This is a genomic window from Cytophagia bacterium CHB2 (assembly GCA_030263535.1).
Taxonomy (GTDB): domain Bacteria; phylum Zhuqueibacterota; class Zhuqueibacteria; order Zhuqueibacterales; family Zhuqueibacteraceae; genus Coneutiohabitans.
The window spans coordinates 1-14,771 of the sequence record SZPB01000141.1 but is presented as its reverse complement, the minus strand read 5'-3'; the positions used below and the strand labels follow the sequence as shown (position 1 = coordinate 14,771).

Sequence of the window (14,771 nt, the reverse complement as noted above, 5' to 3'; positions counted from 1 at the left end):
CGTCACGGTGGCGCAGAAAACCATAAACCGAGATCGAATTGTTGTTTTCGGCGTAACCTATGCCAACGTAATTGTTCCCCGAGTACGTGAATGCCACGGCATCGGCCAAGGCTTTGCCATTGTTCAGGCTATCCTTGACAATAACGGCGTCTTCCCAAGAATCGCCGTCATCCTCAGACCGGCGTCCCCAGAGTGTTGAATCCGAAGCGAAAAATGCCCAGAGATCGCCATTTTTTGCGCGGACCAGATTCATTTCCATCACTTGTTGGCCCCAGGCAGCTTTGGGAAAGCCGCTATCCATGGACCAGGAGCCGGAGGCAAAAGACAATCTCGCCAAATTCGCGGTGCTTGGTCCGGGCAGAAGAATGTAAACGCGATTGTTCGGAGCGTCGAGAACGCAATCCGGCCGAACTTTTGAGTTATCGCTGATTAAAAGCGATTGGGTCCAGGTGGTATCCGCCCGTTTGTACAGGTACCAGTTTTTGGAAGGTTTGTCTTGCAACACTGCCCACCAAAAACCGCCGTGATAAAACACTTTGCTTTGATTTTGCGTTTCAAGATTTCTCGTGGTATTGGCAACAAGCCTGCCGATGCGAACGATGTATCCGTGTGACGTCACTTGCGTCGGTTCCACACTTGTGGATACTTTCAAGTTAAAAGTATCGGCGTACGATGGGTTGATAATCGCCGTTGTCGGAATGAACAACGTGACACTATCACTGTTATTGATGGTCACGGAAGCCGGCAATGTGATCGTGATATTGCGCGTCAGGCTGTTGCCGTTTGCGCTGGCATTCACGGTGTTGACCGTTACTCCAGACAAGGCGCCTTCAGTAACTTGTGTCGTCGCCGGAAAGTCTACAAGAAATGTGCTGCTGCCGCTCAGCATGCCGCCGAGAGGGCCGACACGAAAGCCGATGGTATACTGTGAAGCACTATCGGCATCTGCCGGGAAGATTTTCACCGTGGCCGAACTGGCGCTCGAATTTATAACGTGCAACGTGTAGAGCGGTGAAGCAACAGGCGTCGGTTGAGCGCTGGTCCACGCCTCTAATGTATAATCACCCGCCGCCGAAGGATTGATCAAGCCCGCGGTTTTTGCAATCGCAACAAAGAAAGTATCCGATGCCGGAATATCGACGGGCGTGACAATCGTCAGTTCTCGCGTTGCTGCATTCGAGGAGACCGTCGTTGCCGGCGTGCCATTTACCGTGATCGTGGAGGCTGTAATGCCCGCTGGTACAATGGTGTTATTGGGAAAACGCAAATGAATTTCACCAACGCCCGCCAGCATCGCCCCGCTGGCGGAGGTGATTATATCAACAGTGTAGGCCGCATTGGTGTTGGTGGTATCCGGGTCAACCGTCACCTCGCTGATGGTGAGGTTTGCTCCGGGATTGATCGTCAACAGATTAAACCAAAGGTCGTCGGCCGTCGCATTGTCGGATACGGCCATCAAGCCGGTGGTCGAATTCAACAAACCGGCGGGAACGCTGAGCGTGGCGAATTGATCCGCGCCGGAAGCAAAAAGAGTATCCACTGGCGCCGTGAGCAGCGTGCTCTCTTCGCCGATGCGATGCGCCTTGTATTCCACGATCGCTGAGACCGTGTTTCTTCCGATCAGATACAACATTTGATTTTCGCCGTCGATGGCGATTGCCGGCGAGGTCCACAGCGGCCCGTCGCCGATATTGTTGACGCGATAGGCCGTCCAGGCTCCGGCCGTGTTCCTTTTATAAAGAGTGTTTCGGGGATCGGAGGGACTGCCGCCGGAGGTACGCACAAACATATAAACCTGATGGCTGCCATCAACGCTCATGCAAATGTCATTGAGCGCGGTCTCAGCCCCAAAAAACGTGAGCTGGTTGCTTTCATCGCTCCAGAGATTGTCGGCGTCGCCATCGCGATGAATGAGAAAACCATATTGGCTGTTTACGGCGCCTTCCTCGGCATAGCCCACGCCGACGTAATTATCCCCGTTCATCGAAAAGGCAACGGCATCTGCGGTTCCGACTGCAGTATTCAAGCCGCTCTTAATCGTGACGGCGGGACTCCAGGTACTTCCGAAGTTGTCGGAGTACATCGTTTGTAAGTTGTTGCTGCCATCGGTGCGAAAAACCCAAAGTCGGCCATCTTTTCCCTGAACTAGGCAAGCAGGGTTGGGTTTGTTGGGATGAACAAAATACTGCAGGTTGGAGCGTTGTATCTCCTTTACCCAGCCGCTACCGGTATAGCCATAGCGCCGGAATCGCGGTTTGGATTGGTGCGACGCAAATGTGTAGAGTTTGTTATTGACGGTATCAATGACGGCGTCAATGCTGTAGTTCGTCGTTTCTTCTTGCTTGTTCGTCTTGGTCCACGGGATTCCGGTGTATTTCCATAGATACCATTTGGCTTGCGCCTCATGAAAGCCATAAGCCCACCAAATGCCGTCATAGTAAAAAACCTTGCTTTGGTTGGATTTGCGATACTCCCCCGTGGTGGTGGACGCCAAGGGAGCCCCTGTTTGGGCTTGCAAAAAAGAAGTGGCAAGCAAAAGGCCAAAAATAATGTATGCCGCTCCAAACAGTCTCAGCCGTGCCAGTGAATAGTACATGGGTGGTGCCTCCAAAGATGTGGAATCAAGCTGTTTGACAGGCCCTGAAATGAGATTTATCGAGGTGATCGGCCGTGGTTTGTCAACAGGATGATCGATGAGCTCCCGGAAAATGTCGTCGCGGCGGCGCTCAAGAGGATGAAACGAGTGGGCGACAACCCTGATATTAGATGATCGGCGTTTCTCACAGACAATGATGCGATCGTAAATGCTCTTAGTGGCATATGGAATCGGTTGCAACGCATGACATTTCGGAACTTCATGCTCACGTATATAACTACCTCAACCTTGATCGACTGCGGAATCTCCGCAAAATTTTGTAACGCGTGTTTGTGTGGCCTAGCTTGCGCTTGCAATTGCCAGGCATTTTGATTATGTTCTTAAACTTTCATGAACACCGGTATTCGCAGAATACTCTTACTTGCAACAGGAATAAAGCAGCACGCCAAGCATGAATATTGTGAGCGAAAAAACCAGCCAGGTTGTGCCGATGACCGGACTGCGGGTCGCCCCAAACGACACGGCGGGTGTCACGCATGTGGTTATTCATTATCATGAGATTGCGCTCAAAGGCAACAATCGCCGGTTTTTCGAGAAAAAATTGCAGCGTAACATCATGCACGCTACCGCCGGTTTGGGATTGGCAGAGCTTCAGCGTTTTTCCGGCCGTTTAATGGGCGTGTTGGAGCCGCATGCCGACTGGGAAAAGATCGCAGAAGCGCTGCGCCGTGTTTTTGGCATCGCTTATTTTGCGCCCATGATCAAAACCGCACAAAACATTGACGCCATCACGCAAACGGCGCTGAGTTTACTCGCTGCGAGAAACTTTGCAACCTTCAAGGTGGAGACGAAGCGCGCGCAAAAGACTTTTCATTTGACCTCGCCCCAAATCAATGCCTTGCTGGGCGAGCGTATTTGTTCACATTTCAAGGCGAGTGTCGATTTATCTCAACCGGAAGTCACGCTCTGGCTTGAAATCTCTGATGACTATGCCCTGGTTTATTGCGACCGCATTTTGGGCGCCGGCGGGTTGCCGGTGGGCACGGGCGAGCGCGCCGTATGCCTCATTTCCGGAGGCATTGATTCTCCGGTGGCGGCTTATCGTCTCATGAAAAGAGGCGTCAAGCTCGTCTTCGTTCATTTTCACAGCGCGCCGTTTACGAATACCGCGTCGCAACGCCTGGTTGAGCGGCAAGTGCAACTGCTCACGCGCTATCAGTTTCTCTCGTCGCTTTATTTGGTGCCGTTTGCCGATGTGCAGCGGCATATCGTGGCGAACAGCCCGCCGAGTTTGCGGATGGTGTTATACCGCCGCGCCATGTTGCGCATTGCCGAGCGCATTGCTCAAGATTATCACGCGCAGGCGCTCGTGACGGGCGAGAACGTGGCGCAGGTCGCCAGCCAAACACTGGCCAACATCAATGTCATTAATCAAGCCGCCGGCCTGGCAGTCATTCGACCGCTTGCCGGTGACGATAAACAAGAAATCATCACACAAGCGCGGCGCATCGGGACGTTCGACATTTCGGTCGAGCCGTTTGAAGATTGTTGTTCCTTGTTTGCCGCGCGCAATCCCGAAACCCATGCCCACCTGGAGAGCGTTTTGCGGTGCGAGGCGCAATTCGATCTTGAGCCGGAAATCGAAAAGGCCCGACAACAGGCTGTGCTCAAACGTTATCGTTTCAAACATCACGCGTGTGAAGAAGTGGCGGCTGCCGCGGAAAACTGAGGCGCAAACCGTCGCGCAAGCAACCAGCAAACGGAAGAGGAATTCTGAAATTTTATCGCCGTTGCAAAAGACAGGCATCTTGCCGCAACCGTTTGGCGTGCGGCGTGTAGCTTTCTTGCTTGGAATGGCATTCCTTCCACACAATATTCACCAACGGGACCTCCCCCTGTTTCCATATTTTAACGCAAAGTTGAGTGATTGACCTTCATGAAAAATCCTAGCCTGCCGTTCGCAGAAAATGACCCGGCGATTTTTTACGATCGCAAAGAACGCCTTTACTATGATGTGTTGCGCAGTGGCCGCCAAACCAATATTCGCGGTGATTTGTTGCCCCACGATCAAATTATCGGACGGACGGAAGGGTTCTTGCTCCAGTCGCAACGCGCAAAGCCGTTTTGGGTTTTCCGCCCAACGCTGAACGATCATGTTGTTCACATGCGCCGCGGTGCAACCGTGATATACCCAAAAGATCTCGGCCTGATGCTGCAATATGCCGATGTCTATCCCGGTGCCAAAATCGTGGAAGCCGGCCTGGGTTCCGGCTCTCTGGCAACTACCTTGTTGCGCATGGTGGGGCCGGAGGGCAGCGTGACAAGTTACGACGTGCGCCAGGATTTTATTGATCTGGCAAAGCGCAACATGCTGCGCTTTTTGGGTGAAACCCCCAATCATCTCGTGCGCGTTGCCGATATCTACACAACCTTTGAAGATGAGAATGTCGATCGTTTATTGTTGGATGTTCCGGAGCCGTGGCGCGTGATTCCATTGGCTACTCCCAAGCTGCGCGCCGGCGCCATCGTGTGCAGCTATTCTCCCACGATCATTCAGTCGAAATCGTTTGTTGAGGCGTTGCGCGCGGAGCGCAGCTATATGGCCATCCACACGGTTGAATCGTTGGTGCGTTCGTGGAACATCTTGGGCTTGTCCGTGCGGCCGGAACTGCGCATGGTCGGGCACACCGGTTTTTTGACGTTCGCGCGTAAAGCGGAAACGGCCTCGTTTGCGCAGGCGGCGCCGGATGAAATCGAAACGCCTGAGAGTGAAACAACGGATAAAGATGATGAATCGCAGGTATGAGTTGTTTAAGATTTTTTCACTACAAATGCTCGTCCGCTTTCATCATTCTTAGACAGGCTCGAACGATTCATTATGCACGATCACATCGAAAAACTGGTGGATTCGGTTTATTCCAGTAAACTTAAAAATGGCTTGCAGGTACTTCTGCACGAAGATCATACTCTGCCGCATGCGGTGATGCACACGTTTTGGCAAATCGGTGCGCGCAATGAACAGCCGGGCCTGACCGGCCTGGCGCATTTCATCGAACATATGATGTTCAACGGCGGCAAAAAATATGGCCCGCATCAATTCGATGAAATCATGGAGGCGCACGGCGGCGCCAACAATGCGTATACCAATCAAAATATCACAGTTTATCAAAACAGTTTCCCCGCCGAGGCGCTGGCAATAATTTTTGATCTCGAAGCCGATCGCATCGCCTATTTAAATCTCAACAAAGCGGCTTTTGCGGCGGAGCGCAAAGTCATCGCCTCCGAGCGCCGCACGACGGTTGAAAGTGACAATTTCGAGCTAATGTCTGAGATGCTTTGGGCAACGGCGTTTCAATCGCATCCCTATCGCTGGCCTGTCATCGGCTGGCATGAAGATATTCAGCGCTGGAAGCTGAAAGATTTGCAGGAATTCTATCGCCGCCACTACACGCCGAAAAATGCGACCATCGTACTCGTCGGCGATTTTCATGCAGAAGCTGCGATGCGCCTGTGTGAATCTTATTTTGGCGATATTCCATTGCGGGAAGCGCTGCCGCTGGCGCTCGAAACTGAGCCGCCGCAAACTTGTGAACGCCGGGCAAGCGTACAGCGACCGGCGCAATTGCCGGCATTCACATGCGGTTTTCATGTGCCTGCCAGCACGCATCCGGATTACTTTGCCCTGCATCTTTTTGAAATCGTGCTGGCTGCCGGTCAAAGCTCGAGATGCTATCAGCGCTTGGTTGATCGCGAACAAGTCGCGGTTTGGGTGCGCAGCGAATATTCGGCCTCACTCGATCCCAGCTTATTCATCCTCACCGTTCAACTTCGTGAAGAGCGGGGATTGCCGGCGGGGGAGAAGCTGCTTTATCAGGAATTGCAAAAATTAAGTGAAGAACCGATTACGGCAAGCGAGTTGCGCAAGGCAAAAAACATTTGCCAGGCGGCTTTTGTGCGCGGTTTGACCACAATGGCGAGCAAAGCTGAAGCGTTGGGCAGCGCCGCGCTTTATTTCGGAGATTATCGCAAACTGCGCGAGCTAAAACACCATTATGCTGCTGTAACCTCAAACGATATACAACGAGTAGCGCAAAAATATTTTCATTCGCAAAATCGTACCGTCGTTACGTTGCTTCCGGAGCCTGACTGAAAACTTGAGAAACCCCACGATTCGCTTTCCTGATTTTGTTAGACAGACATTACCCAACGGCTTGACGCTGCTGTTATGGGAAGATCATCGGCTGCCTCTGCTGACCTTTGAAATTCTGTTGAAAGCCGGCGCGATATGCGATCCTCCTCAAAAAGAAGGCCTGTCGGCCGTCACCCTGGCGCTGCTGCGCAAAGGCGCGGCGCATCGCACGGCGCTGCAATTCGCGGAAGCATTGGATTTTGTCGGCGGACGTTATAGCGTTGATCCGCTGCTGGAAAACGGCCTGCTCTCGTTTGAAATGATGAGCGTGGATCAAACGCTGGCGCTTGATCTTCTGGCCGATTGTTTGCGCCATCCGACTTTTCCTCAACAAGAATTCAACAAGAAAATCGACCAGGCGATTGCGAGCTGGCGGCAGGCAAAGGATAATCCCGGCAACGTGATTGAGAATTATTTTAACGCATTCTTGTTTGCGGGGCACACCTACGGCCGTTCGGAATTGGGAGATGAAACGTGTCTGGCCAATTTGTCGCGCGCGGAAGTGTGCGGATTTTATGAGCGGTACTACGCTCCCAATCATTTTATTTTTGCGGTAGCCGGAGATTTTTCAACGCCGGAAATGATCGCGCAGATACAAGAACGCTTTGGCGATTGGAACGCCCGCGATGAAATCTTGCCGGAGCCTGCGCCGGCGAATGGCGTGTCACATTCGAGAGTGCTTCTGATCGATAAGCCCGATGAGCAGCAGGTTTATTTTTGTCTCGGCAATATCGGCGTTGCAGTGAATAACCCCGATCATGTTGCGGTTGATGTCGTTGAAACTCTCCTGGGCGGGCGTTTTACCTCCTGGCTCAACACGGCCTTGCGCATTCACGATGGTTTGACTTACGGGGCAACGGCGTATTCGAATCGCCATCGCTTGCCGGGCGCTTTCATTATTGCATCGGATACGCAGGCAAGATCGGTGCAGCGCGCGCTCACGATCTGCCTGGAGCAACTGCGCCGATTGCATGAGGAAGGCATCGATGCGGAGACATTGCAATCCACGAAAAATTTTATTCGGGGACAATATCCCACCACGCTGGAAACGCTTGATCAAATTGCCGGCCTTGCTTGCGATTTGGAATTCTACGGCGCCGGGCCAGAGATGATCAATACTTATCTCGATAAACTCGATGCGCTTACTGTTGCTGAGGTGAACCGGGTGGCGCAAACGTATTTTCCTCATGATAAGCTTGCCTTTGTATTTGCGGGACCCGCAAAAAAATTACGGAAACTGGTCGAAGTATACGGCCCGCTCGAAGAGCTAAAAATGAATTCTCCCGGGTTCTATCGCCACGCATGAAAACCATATCAAAAAATTATTTCGTCTATTTGTTGCGATGCAGTGATGGCACCCTGTATACCGGAACGACAAACGATTTACGTCGCCGCGTGCAACAACATAATGCCGGTAAAGGCGCGCGCTACACCGCGGGACGCCGCCCGGTCGCGTTGGTTTATGTGGAGATTTGTGCCTCACGGAGTGAGGCGCTGCGGCGAGAGGCGGCACTGCGCAAGTTATCTCACCGCCAGAAGCTGAGTTTGTCCGAATCCACCGCCTCTGAGCTCTTGCTGCCCGCCGAGCAATAATTCATTGCAAAATCTGTGCGCGACCGCAGGCAAATGTGCTGATCCCACAACACAACTTCTTCCTTGCCTTGCTGATCTAAAATTTATATCATTGTTCCCACGCATTAGATAGGCTTCTCCTGCGCGCTGATTCTGGTTGCGACTATTTGATGTCGTTAAACATTTCTAAACGGGAGCAACCCTCGCATGCACATTCTCGTGGCAAGTTGGATCGTGAGGATCACCGGCATTTATCTGGCGCTTGGTATTTTGTTCGCCGTTTTATTTGTCTGGCGCGGCGCTGGAAAAATTGATCCGTCGGCCAAACAGGCCACGGCCGGTTTTCGTTTGATGATTTTTCCCGGCGCGGCTGCGCTTTGGCCGCTGCTGTTATGGCGGTGGTTGCGCCGCTCTTCGCATCCGCCGCAAGAACGCAACGCGCATCGCCTTGCTGCAGGCAAGCGCGGCCAGGAGGTGGGCGCATGATTCAACGCCTGCGGCAGCGCCATCGTAATTTTTTCGTTATTCTCGTCGTAATCTTGCCCCTTCTGTTTCTTGCAGCATTAGCAACACGATCTTCAGCGCCGCGCACGCAAGAAATTCCGCCATTCCTGGTGAATGAAACGCCGGCCTTTCCTCGAGTTCTATTCGAAAAAAACAATCTCTGGGCCGGTCACGATATTCTGACGCGTGTTTGCGCCGATCAAATTCCTCCGCAACGGTTGGTGGTGGAATTGCAGCCGCGGCAGATCTTCACCAAGCCGGACATTTTGGTTTATTGGCATGAACCGGCGGCCGCCACAGGAAATCAGTTGCCGGAAAATGCTTATCTGCTGGGCGCGCTTGCCGGAAAACAGTTGCGCCGCTTCGTTTTGCCGGAAGCCGCTCGTCTGGTCGAAGGTAACTTGGTTCTTTATAGTCTCGCCCATCACCAAATCGTGGCAACCACGATGTTGCCGACCTCTTCTCTCATAAGCTCAGGGAGTGTGAAGTGAGCGTAGGCTATCGCGCCGTGTTGTGGAATCGCCAAAAGCGGATTTACGATACGATTGTGCTCACCGGCGTCGTGCTTTATCTCGCCGTTTTTATCGTTGCCGGCTTGCAATGGCATCCTCAAGCCACCATCGAAACCTTGTTGATTCGTGGCCTCGGCACGGCCGCGCTGTTGCTGCTTCACGTGATTTTGTCGATTGGGCCACTGTGCCGCTTGCATCCGCGCTTTTTGCCGTTGCTCTACAATCGCCGCCATCTGGGAGTGGCAATGTTTGTGCTGGCATTGGCGCATGCCGCTTTTTCGGTGATTCAATATCATGCCCTGGGCAATTTGAATCCTTTCGTCAGTTTGTTGGTGGGGAATACGCGCTACACGAGTCTCAGCAATTTTCCATTTGAGATTCTCGGGCTGCTTGCGCTCATCCTACTCTTCTTGATGGCTGCCACCAGTCACGATTTTTGGCTGGCAAATCTCACAGCGCCGGTGTGGAAGGTGCTGCATATGATGGTCTATGTCGCGTATGCTTTGATCGTGATGCATGTCGCGCTGGGCTTATTGCAAGCTGAAACCAATCTCATTCTCACGGGTTTAATGGCGTTCGGCATGATTTGGGTTTTGAGTTTGCATCTAATCGCCGGCCGCAAAGAAGCGAAAGTTGACGCAAAAGAATTTGCGGGGCGCGCCGATGGCTTTGTCGACGTTTGTGAGGTCGCCGACATTCCGGAGAAACGCGCCTTGATCTTCAACATTGCCGGCGAACGCGTGGCGGTGTTCAAATATGACGGCAAAATTTCGGCCGTTTCAAACGTCTGCCAACATCAAAACGGCCCGCTGGGCGAAGGCCGCATCATCGATGGCTGCATCACCTGTCCCTGGCACGGTTATCAATACTTGCCTGATTCCGGAGCTTCGCCGCCGCCCTTTTCCGAAAAAATCCCGACTTTCAATGTCAAGCTGCAAAATGGGCGGGTCTTGGTGCATGCTAAACCCAATCTGCCGGGCGCCTATGTTGAGCCAGCGGCGATTGGGATGAGATGATGCTAAACAACCAAGCATGAATGCAAAATAATACTGCGGGCGCTATCGCAGTTTACTTTGGGGCAATTGACTTTTCAAAGTTAGAATAATCCCGCAGCACGGGACTGAGAGTGTTTCGCCCACTGAAAAGGTTTTTTTCTTTCTGTGGCAGTTCTACTTCTGGGGGCGAAGTTTTCAAACCTGCTGGAAGAGTTTCGATTTTCAGCTTGTCTGAAAATTGGTGTAGTCCCGTTAAAATGAACTCTTTGCAAAAAAACAAAGAATTCACGCAATGACGCGGAGTCGCCAAGTTACGCAAAGAAAAGCTTTGCGAGTTCTTTGCGTCTTCGCGCCTCGTGAGTTCTGTTCTCTTTGGTTCCGGCTCGTACGAATGAGGAGATTCACGTGAGAATTAGCGGTCACTTGCTCAACAGCGAAGGCAAACATCGAGTAACGTTGAAAACTGACAGCAACTCACATACAATAACACGAGTGTAAAATGTCAGCTCCCGATAAAATAAACGAGTTTTATGTTGGTTACCTGCCAAAAGCGCCGAAATATATTGGCCGTTTCACTATCAAAACGACGCTTGCGCTTTTGCTCTTAACGGCATTGGTTGCCGCAGCATTTGTGCGCGGTCAAAATTCATTTTACCCGAGTGTTTTTGAGTTTTTGCAGCCGCGCTCATTTACCGGCGTCATCAGCATGCAGCCGGTTCCCATCTTGCTCGCCATGCGGCCCGGCAAAAGCGGAGAAGCCGCGCATCTCTCGCGCTATTATTTAGTGGCAGAAGGCAAACATGGCGCGCAGGAGGCGTTGCAAGATTGGGAGGGGAAACCGGTAACCCTGCATGGCAAATTGATCTATCGCGATAATCAAACCATGCTCGAACTTGTGTCCGGATCACTCAAGCCCTGGGCTGCTCCGCAAGCGCATGCGTTTATGCCGGCCGATTCCATGCCGGAGTTTGCGCTGGGCACGTTCACGCTCGAAGGCGAAATTGTTGATAGTAAATGTTATCTCGGCGTGATGAATCCCGGCAATCTTAAAACACATCGCGCGTGCGCCGTCCGCTGCCTCAGCGGCGGCATTCCGCCGATTTTTGTGGTGCGCGATCAAAACGGCAATGCCATTCACCTTTTGCTCGTTTCGCCCGACGGCCGAACCGTGAACAATGAGGTGTTGCACATGGTCGCAGAACCGCTGGTGATCAGCGGACAAGTTTTTCAGCAAGGCGATCTGCTGCTGCTCAAAGCCGATCCCAAAACCTATCGTCCCCGTTAGTGTTTTGTCATTCGCATGAGAAAGTTGCGCGCGGTTGTTCGAATCGTTTTGATAAGTTTCGTAACGGCGTCAACGCTACTTTTGCTGCTGTTCGGGCGGGCGGCGCTGATTTTTTCGCCGCCGAAACAAATGTCGTGGCGCCGGCTTTTGTTTCGAGGCTGGGCGCGCGCGCTTGCTGCGATCATGGGAATGAATATCGTTGTGCAAGGCAAACCGCCGCAGCCGCCATTTTTTCTGGTGACCAATCATCTTAGTTATATCGACATTCTGCTGCTTGCAACCCAGGTTGAAGGCGTTTTTGTTTCACGTCATGATGTCAGTGACTGGCCGGTGATCGGTTTTCTCACCCGAGCTGTCGGAACGCTTTTTATCAATCGGGAACAAGCAAAAGACGTGTTGCGCATGAATGGCTTATTTAAAGCCGCCTTGCAAAAGGGCGATGGCATTATTCTGTTTCCGGAAGGGACGAGCACCGCTGGGACAGAGCTACAGCCGTTCAAATCACCGTTGTTGAATGTTGCGGCCGAGATGAATTATCCCGTTTCGTACGCCAGCCTGAGTTATCGTACACTCACCGGCGAAGCGCCGGCGCATCTCTCCGTTTGCTGGTGGGGTGAAATGACATTTGGAGACCACGTGTTTGCTTTACTGCAAATGCCAAAATTTCATGCCACGCTAACCTTCGGCAACGGCGCCGTGCAGGAGTCGGATCGCAAAACCCTCGCAAAAAAACTCCATCGCCTGATCTCAGAACAATTCATTCCCGTCGTGAGCAAACCAGAATTGTCGGCGATGGTCAAATAACTGCTATGCACGCTACCTTGCAACATCAAACCATTTCTACCAATGGCATTAACGAGCACGTTGTTTCTACGGGACCAGAGTCTGGGCGTTTGCTGATTTTTTTGCACGGCTTTCCCGAATTTTGGTACGGCTGGCGCAAGCAAATTGACTTTTTTGCAAATCTCGGTTATCGCGTGTTGGCGCCGGATCAACGCGGCTATAATCTCAGCGACAAACCCAAAGGCCTCTCCGCTTATCATCTTGATGAACTGGCCAAAGACATAGTGGGTTTGATCGACGCTGCCGGTCGCGAGCAGGCGCTTATCGTTGGCCATGATTGGGGCGCGGCTGTGGCCTGGTGGCTGGGCATCAAACACGCCGCGCGCGTGGAAAAGTTGGCAGTCTTGAATGCGCCACATCCCCAAATCATGCGGCAACATCTGTTTCATAATGCGGCGCAACGGCGCAAAAGCTGGTACATGTTTTTCTTTCAATTGCCGCGGCTGCCGGAATGGCGATTCGCAAAAGACAATTGGGCGATCGGTGAGCGTGCGTTAACAAAGACGAGCCGCCCTGGAACATTTGGTGAAGCTGATCTCGCGCAATATCGCGCGGCATGGTCACAACCGGGCGCTGCGACCGGCATGATCAATTGGTATCGCGCGGCTTTACGCCGGCAGCCCAAACTCTCGGGGCATGCGGCTATCCGCGTTCCCACGTTGTTACTTTGGGGCGCGCGTGATCGGTTTCTTGGCCGTGAAATGGCGCAGCCGAGCATCGCGTTATGTGAGCAGGGGAGGTTGGTGATGATTGAGGAGGCAAGCCATTGGGTACAGCATGAGGAAGCCGAAAAAGTCAATGCCTTGTTGTTGGAGTTTTTTGAGCTGGCCGCGCCCTGAGCCTGACTTCGGCATGCTCAGGCGAGCCGTCGAAGGGTGCTGGCTTCGACAAACTCAGTCAGCGATCAAACGAAGCGTTTTATACCGTCAGTATAATTGCAGCAATATTATTTTTCCGGACTAACCTCCTTGTTTCCGAAAGTCAAGATAGGAAAAGGACTCTAAAGATGCAGCTTGGACTTGTGATTGCAGCCCGGGCGCCATTCAAAAATTATGCGCCGGTCACAAGCCGTCAAGCTCGAGTTCGGCAAAAGTTTGGGTTCTAGTATCCCAGGTCCAAAAATGCGCGCCATCCCAAGCTAGAGTATAGCCAGGATAAACAGGATTCTGAAAATCGTTTTGTAACGTTAGGGTTAGTGGATCGAAGCCTCGTACGCGATAATCAAATGCCGAGGCGGCGATTGCGGTCCAAAGCGCGTCTTCAACGACAATGAATCTGTTCAGAACCGGCTCGAGCTTCGCCGAGATAAAAATCGTTTGGCCGCTCACAAGGTCGGCTTTATGCAACTGCTGCAAATATGGCTCGAAGGTTGATGTTGTCACATAAACATAGCGGCTGCCAACTGCGATGCCTTCGAGCCGGGCCTCCCCACTCAAATCCAAACCCAATTCGAGGATGAGATCATTCTCAAAACTCGAAGTACGGAGGTTGAAGCGTTGTAGCAATACAGTCCCGAAGAGCAGGGTAGGGTGCGCCACGATGAAATGTTCGCCGTGAAAAGCGATTTCATGAGGGAAAAAGGCGGTCTCGAAAGTTTTGACCAGGCCGGCGTTGCCGGAGGCCGTATCTATGCGAAACAACTGGTTTTCCAGCATGGCAAACAAATCACCGTCATAAAAACCAAAGCCGGCAACTGTCGTGCTTTGCGCTTCTTCGGGTTTGGGAAGGCGCCGCAGCACTTTGCCGCGCGTGATTGGGCTGATAAAAGTCAGCACGTTGCTCTCACGTCGTGCGCCATTGTGATACTCGGCAACCAGCCGCACGGAGTATTCCTCACCTTCTTGTAAAAACGGTTGTGGAGTATCATAGCCGCTGGGCAGAAAACGCACGCTGCTCGCCGTGTCGAGTGGAACGAAATCGGTATTGCCCGGAGGGCGGTATTCCACCACGTAGCGCAGAATATTGCGCTCGATTTGCTGGTTGGGCGGCTTTTCGATAGTGATGCCGAAGCGTTGGTATCCGCTGCCGATCAAAGTGATGGCCGGCGCCCAACTGGCATCGTCAGTATATTGCGGCGCAATGGGTGTTTTCTCGGTGCAGCCCGCCAACATCGCGAGCAGCGCGAACAGTGCTATGATTCGCATGATCAAAACTCCATTTGTAAGCCCAGAGTCAATCCCAGTCCGGACAAATCTATGATTGCGGGGACGCGGCTGTTTTCATCCGGCAAGGTTTGAAATGTCAGCGGGGAGAGGTAGATCATGTCATTTTGCTG

Annotated in this window: 13 protein-coding genes; 11 read left to right on the top strand and 2 right to left on the bottom strand. The window is 52.4% G+C overall.

Features of this window, described 5'->3' with window-relative positions; genetic code table 11:
* A partial coding sequence (locus FBQ85_14810; protein ID MDL1876422.1) for a hypothetical protein occupies positions 1 to 2,494 on the bottom strand: 2,494 nt, incomplete at its 3' end.
* Between the two features lie 553 nt (positions 2,495 to 3,047).
* Between FBQ85_14810 and thiI the strand changes: the two genes are divergently transcribed.
* From thiI to FBQ85_14755, 11 genes are all read left to right on the top strand, one after another.
* Positions 3,048 to 4,325, top strand: a complete 1,278-nt coding sequence (thiI, locus tag FBQ85_14805; GenBank protein ID MDL1876421.1) for a tRNA 4-thiouridine(8) synthase ThiI — start codon at positions 3,048 to 3,050, stop codon at positions 4,323 to 4,325.
* A gap of 207 nt (positions 4,326 to 4,532) precedes the next feature.
* Entirely contained in the window at positions 4,533 to 5,402 is an 870-nt protein-coding gene (locus FBQ85_14800; GenBank protein ID MDL1876420.1) for a tRNA (adenine-N1)-methyltransferase, read from the top strand.
* 72 nt (positions 5,403 to 5,474) lie between these two features.
* Positions 5,475 to 6,746, top strand: coding sequence for an insulinase family protein (locus tag FBQ85_14795; protein MDL1876419.1), 1,272 nt, complete (start codon positions 5,475 to 5,477; stop codon positions 6,744 to 6,746).
* A 4-nt stretch (positions 6,747 to 6,750) separates the two neighbouring features.
* Positions 6,751 to 8,091 (top strand): insulinase family protein, encoded by a 1,341-nt coding sequence (locus FBQ85_14790; GenBank protein ID MDL1876418.1) that lies wholly within the window; start codon positions 6,751 to 6,753, stop codon positions 8,089 to 8,091.
* Positions 8,088 to 8,378, top strand: a complete 291-nt coding sequence (locus tag FBQ85_14785; GenBank protein MDL1876417.1) for a GIY-YIG nuclease family protein — start codon at positions 8,088 to 8,090, stop codon at positions 8,376 to 8,378. The genes FBQ85_14790 and FBQ85_14785 overlap by 4 nt, the downstream gene beginning before the upstream one ends.
* A 186-nt stretch (positions 8,379 to 8,564) precedes the next feature.
* Complete coding sequence (locus FBQ85_14780) at positions 8,565 to 8,843, top strand: hypothetical protein (protein ID MDL1876416.1); 279 nt, start codon at positions 8,565 to 8,567, stop codon at positions 8,841 to 8,843.
* Entirely contained in the window at positions 8,840 to 9,352 is a 513-nt protein-coding gene (locus FBQ85_14775) for a hypothetical protein (protein MDL1876415.1), read from the top strand. The genes FBQ85_14780 and FBQ85_14775 overlap by 4 nt, the downstream gene beginning before the upstream one ends.
* A complete protein-coding gene (locus FBQ85_14770; protein ID MDL1876414.1) occupies positions 9,349 to 10,389 on the top strand; it encodes a Rieske 2Fe-2S domain-containing protein in 1,041 nt (346 codons plus the stop codon). The genes FBQ85_14775 and FBQ85_14770 overlap by 4 nt, the downstream gene beginning before the upstream one ends.
* 478 nt (positions 10,390 to 10,867) lie before the next feature.
* A complete protein-coding gene (locus tag FBQ85_14765; GenBank protein MDL1876413.1) occupies positions 10,868 to 11,653 on the top strand; it encodes a hypothetical protein in 786 nt (261 codons plus the stop codon).
* A gap of 15 nt (positions 11,654 to 11,668) precedes the next feature.
* Entirely contained in the window at positions 11,669 to 12,457 is a 789-nt protein-coding gene (locus FBQ85_14760; GenBank protein ID MDL1876412.1) for a 1-acyl-sn-glycerol-3-phosphate acyltransferase, read from the top strand.
* 5 nt (positions 12,458 to 12,462) lie between these two features.
* Positions 12,463 to 13,335 carry an alpha/beta hydrolase gene (locus FBQ85_14755; GenBank protein MDL1876411.1) on the top strand — a complete coding sequence of 291 codons (873 nt, stop codon included), beginning with the start codon at positions 12,463 to 12,465 and terminating at the stop codon, positions 13,333 to 13,335.
* 222 nt (positions 13,336 to 13,557) lie between these two features.
* Here FBQ85_14755 and FBQ85_14750 read toward each other — a convergent pair whose 3' ends face one another.
* On the bottom strand, positions 13,558 to 14,640 hold the full coding sequence (locus FBQ85_14750; protein ID MDL1876410.1) for a hypothetical protein: 1,083 nt from the start codon (positions 14,638 to 14,640) through the stop codon (positions 13,558 to 13,560).
* Between the last annotated feature and the right edge of the window lie 131 nt (positions 14,641 to 14,771).

Bases quoted from the DNA above. Each gene is read 5' to 3' on its own strand.
- FBQ85_14775 (MDL1876415.1), top strand. From the start codon at position 8,840: ATGATTCAACGCCTGCGGCAGCGCCATCGTAATTTTTTCGTTATTCTC.
- FBQ85_14785 (MDL1876417.1), top strand. From the start codon at position 8,088: ATGAAAACCATATCAAAAAATTATTTCGTCTATTTGTTGCGATGCAGT.
- FBQ85_14780 (MDL1876416.1), top strand. From the start codon at position 8,565: ATGCACATTCTCGTGGCAAGTTGGATCGTGAGGATCACCGGCATTTAT.
- FBQ85_14765 (MDL1876413.1), top strand. From the start codon at position 10,868: ATGTCAGCTCCCGATAAAATAAACGAGTTTTATGTTGGTTACCTGCCA.
- FBQ85_14760 (MDL1876412.1), top strand. From the start codon at position 11,669: ATGAGAAAGTTGCGCGCGGTTGTTCGAATCGTTTTGATAAGTTTCGTA.
- thiI (MDL1876421.1), top strand. From the start codon at position 3,048: ATGAATATTGTGAGCGAAAAAACCAGCCAGGTTGTGCCGATGACCGGA.
- FBQ85_14750 (MDL1876410.1), bottom strand. From the start codon at position 14,640: ATGCGAATCATAGCACTGTTCGCGCTGCTCGCGATGTTGGCGGGCTGC.
- FBQ85_14755 (MDL1876411.1), top strand. From the start codon at position 12,463: ATGCACGCTACCTTGCAACATCAAACCATTTCTACCAATGGCATTAAC.
- FBQ85_14795 (MDL1876419.1), top strand. From the start codon at position 5,475: ATGCACGATCACATCGAAAAACTGGTGGATTCGGTTTATTCCAGTAAA.
- FBQ85_14800 (MDL1876420.1), top strand. From the start codon at position 4,533: ATGAAAAATCCTAGCCTGCCGTTCGCAGAAAATGACCCGGCGATTTTT.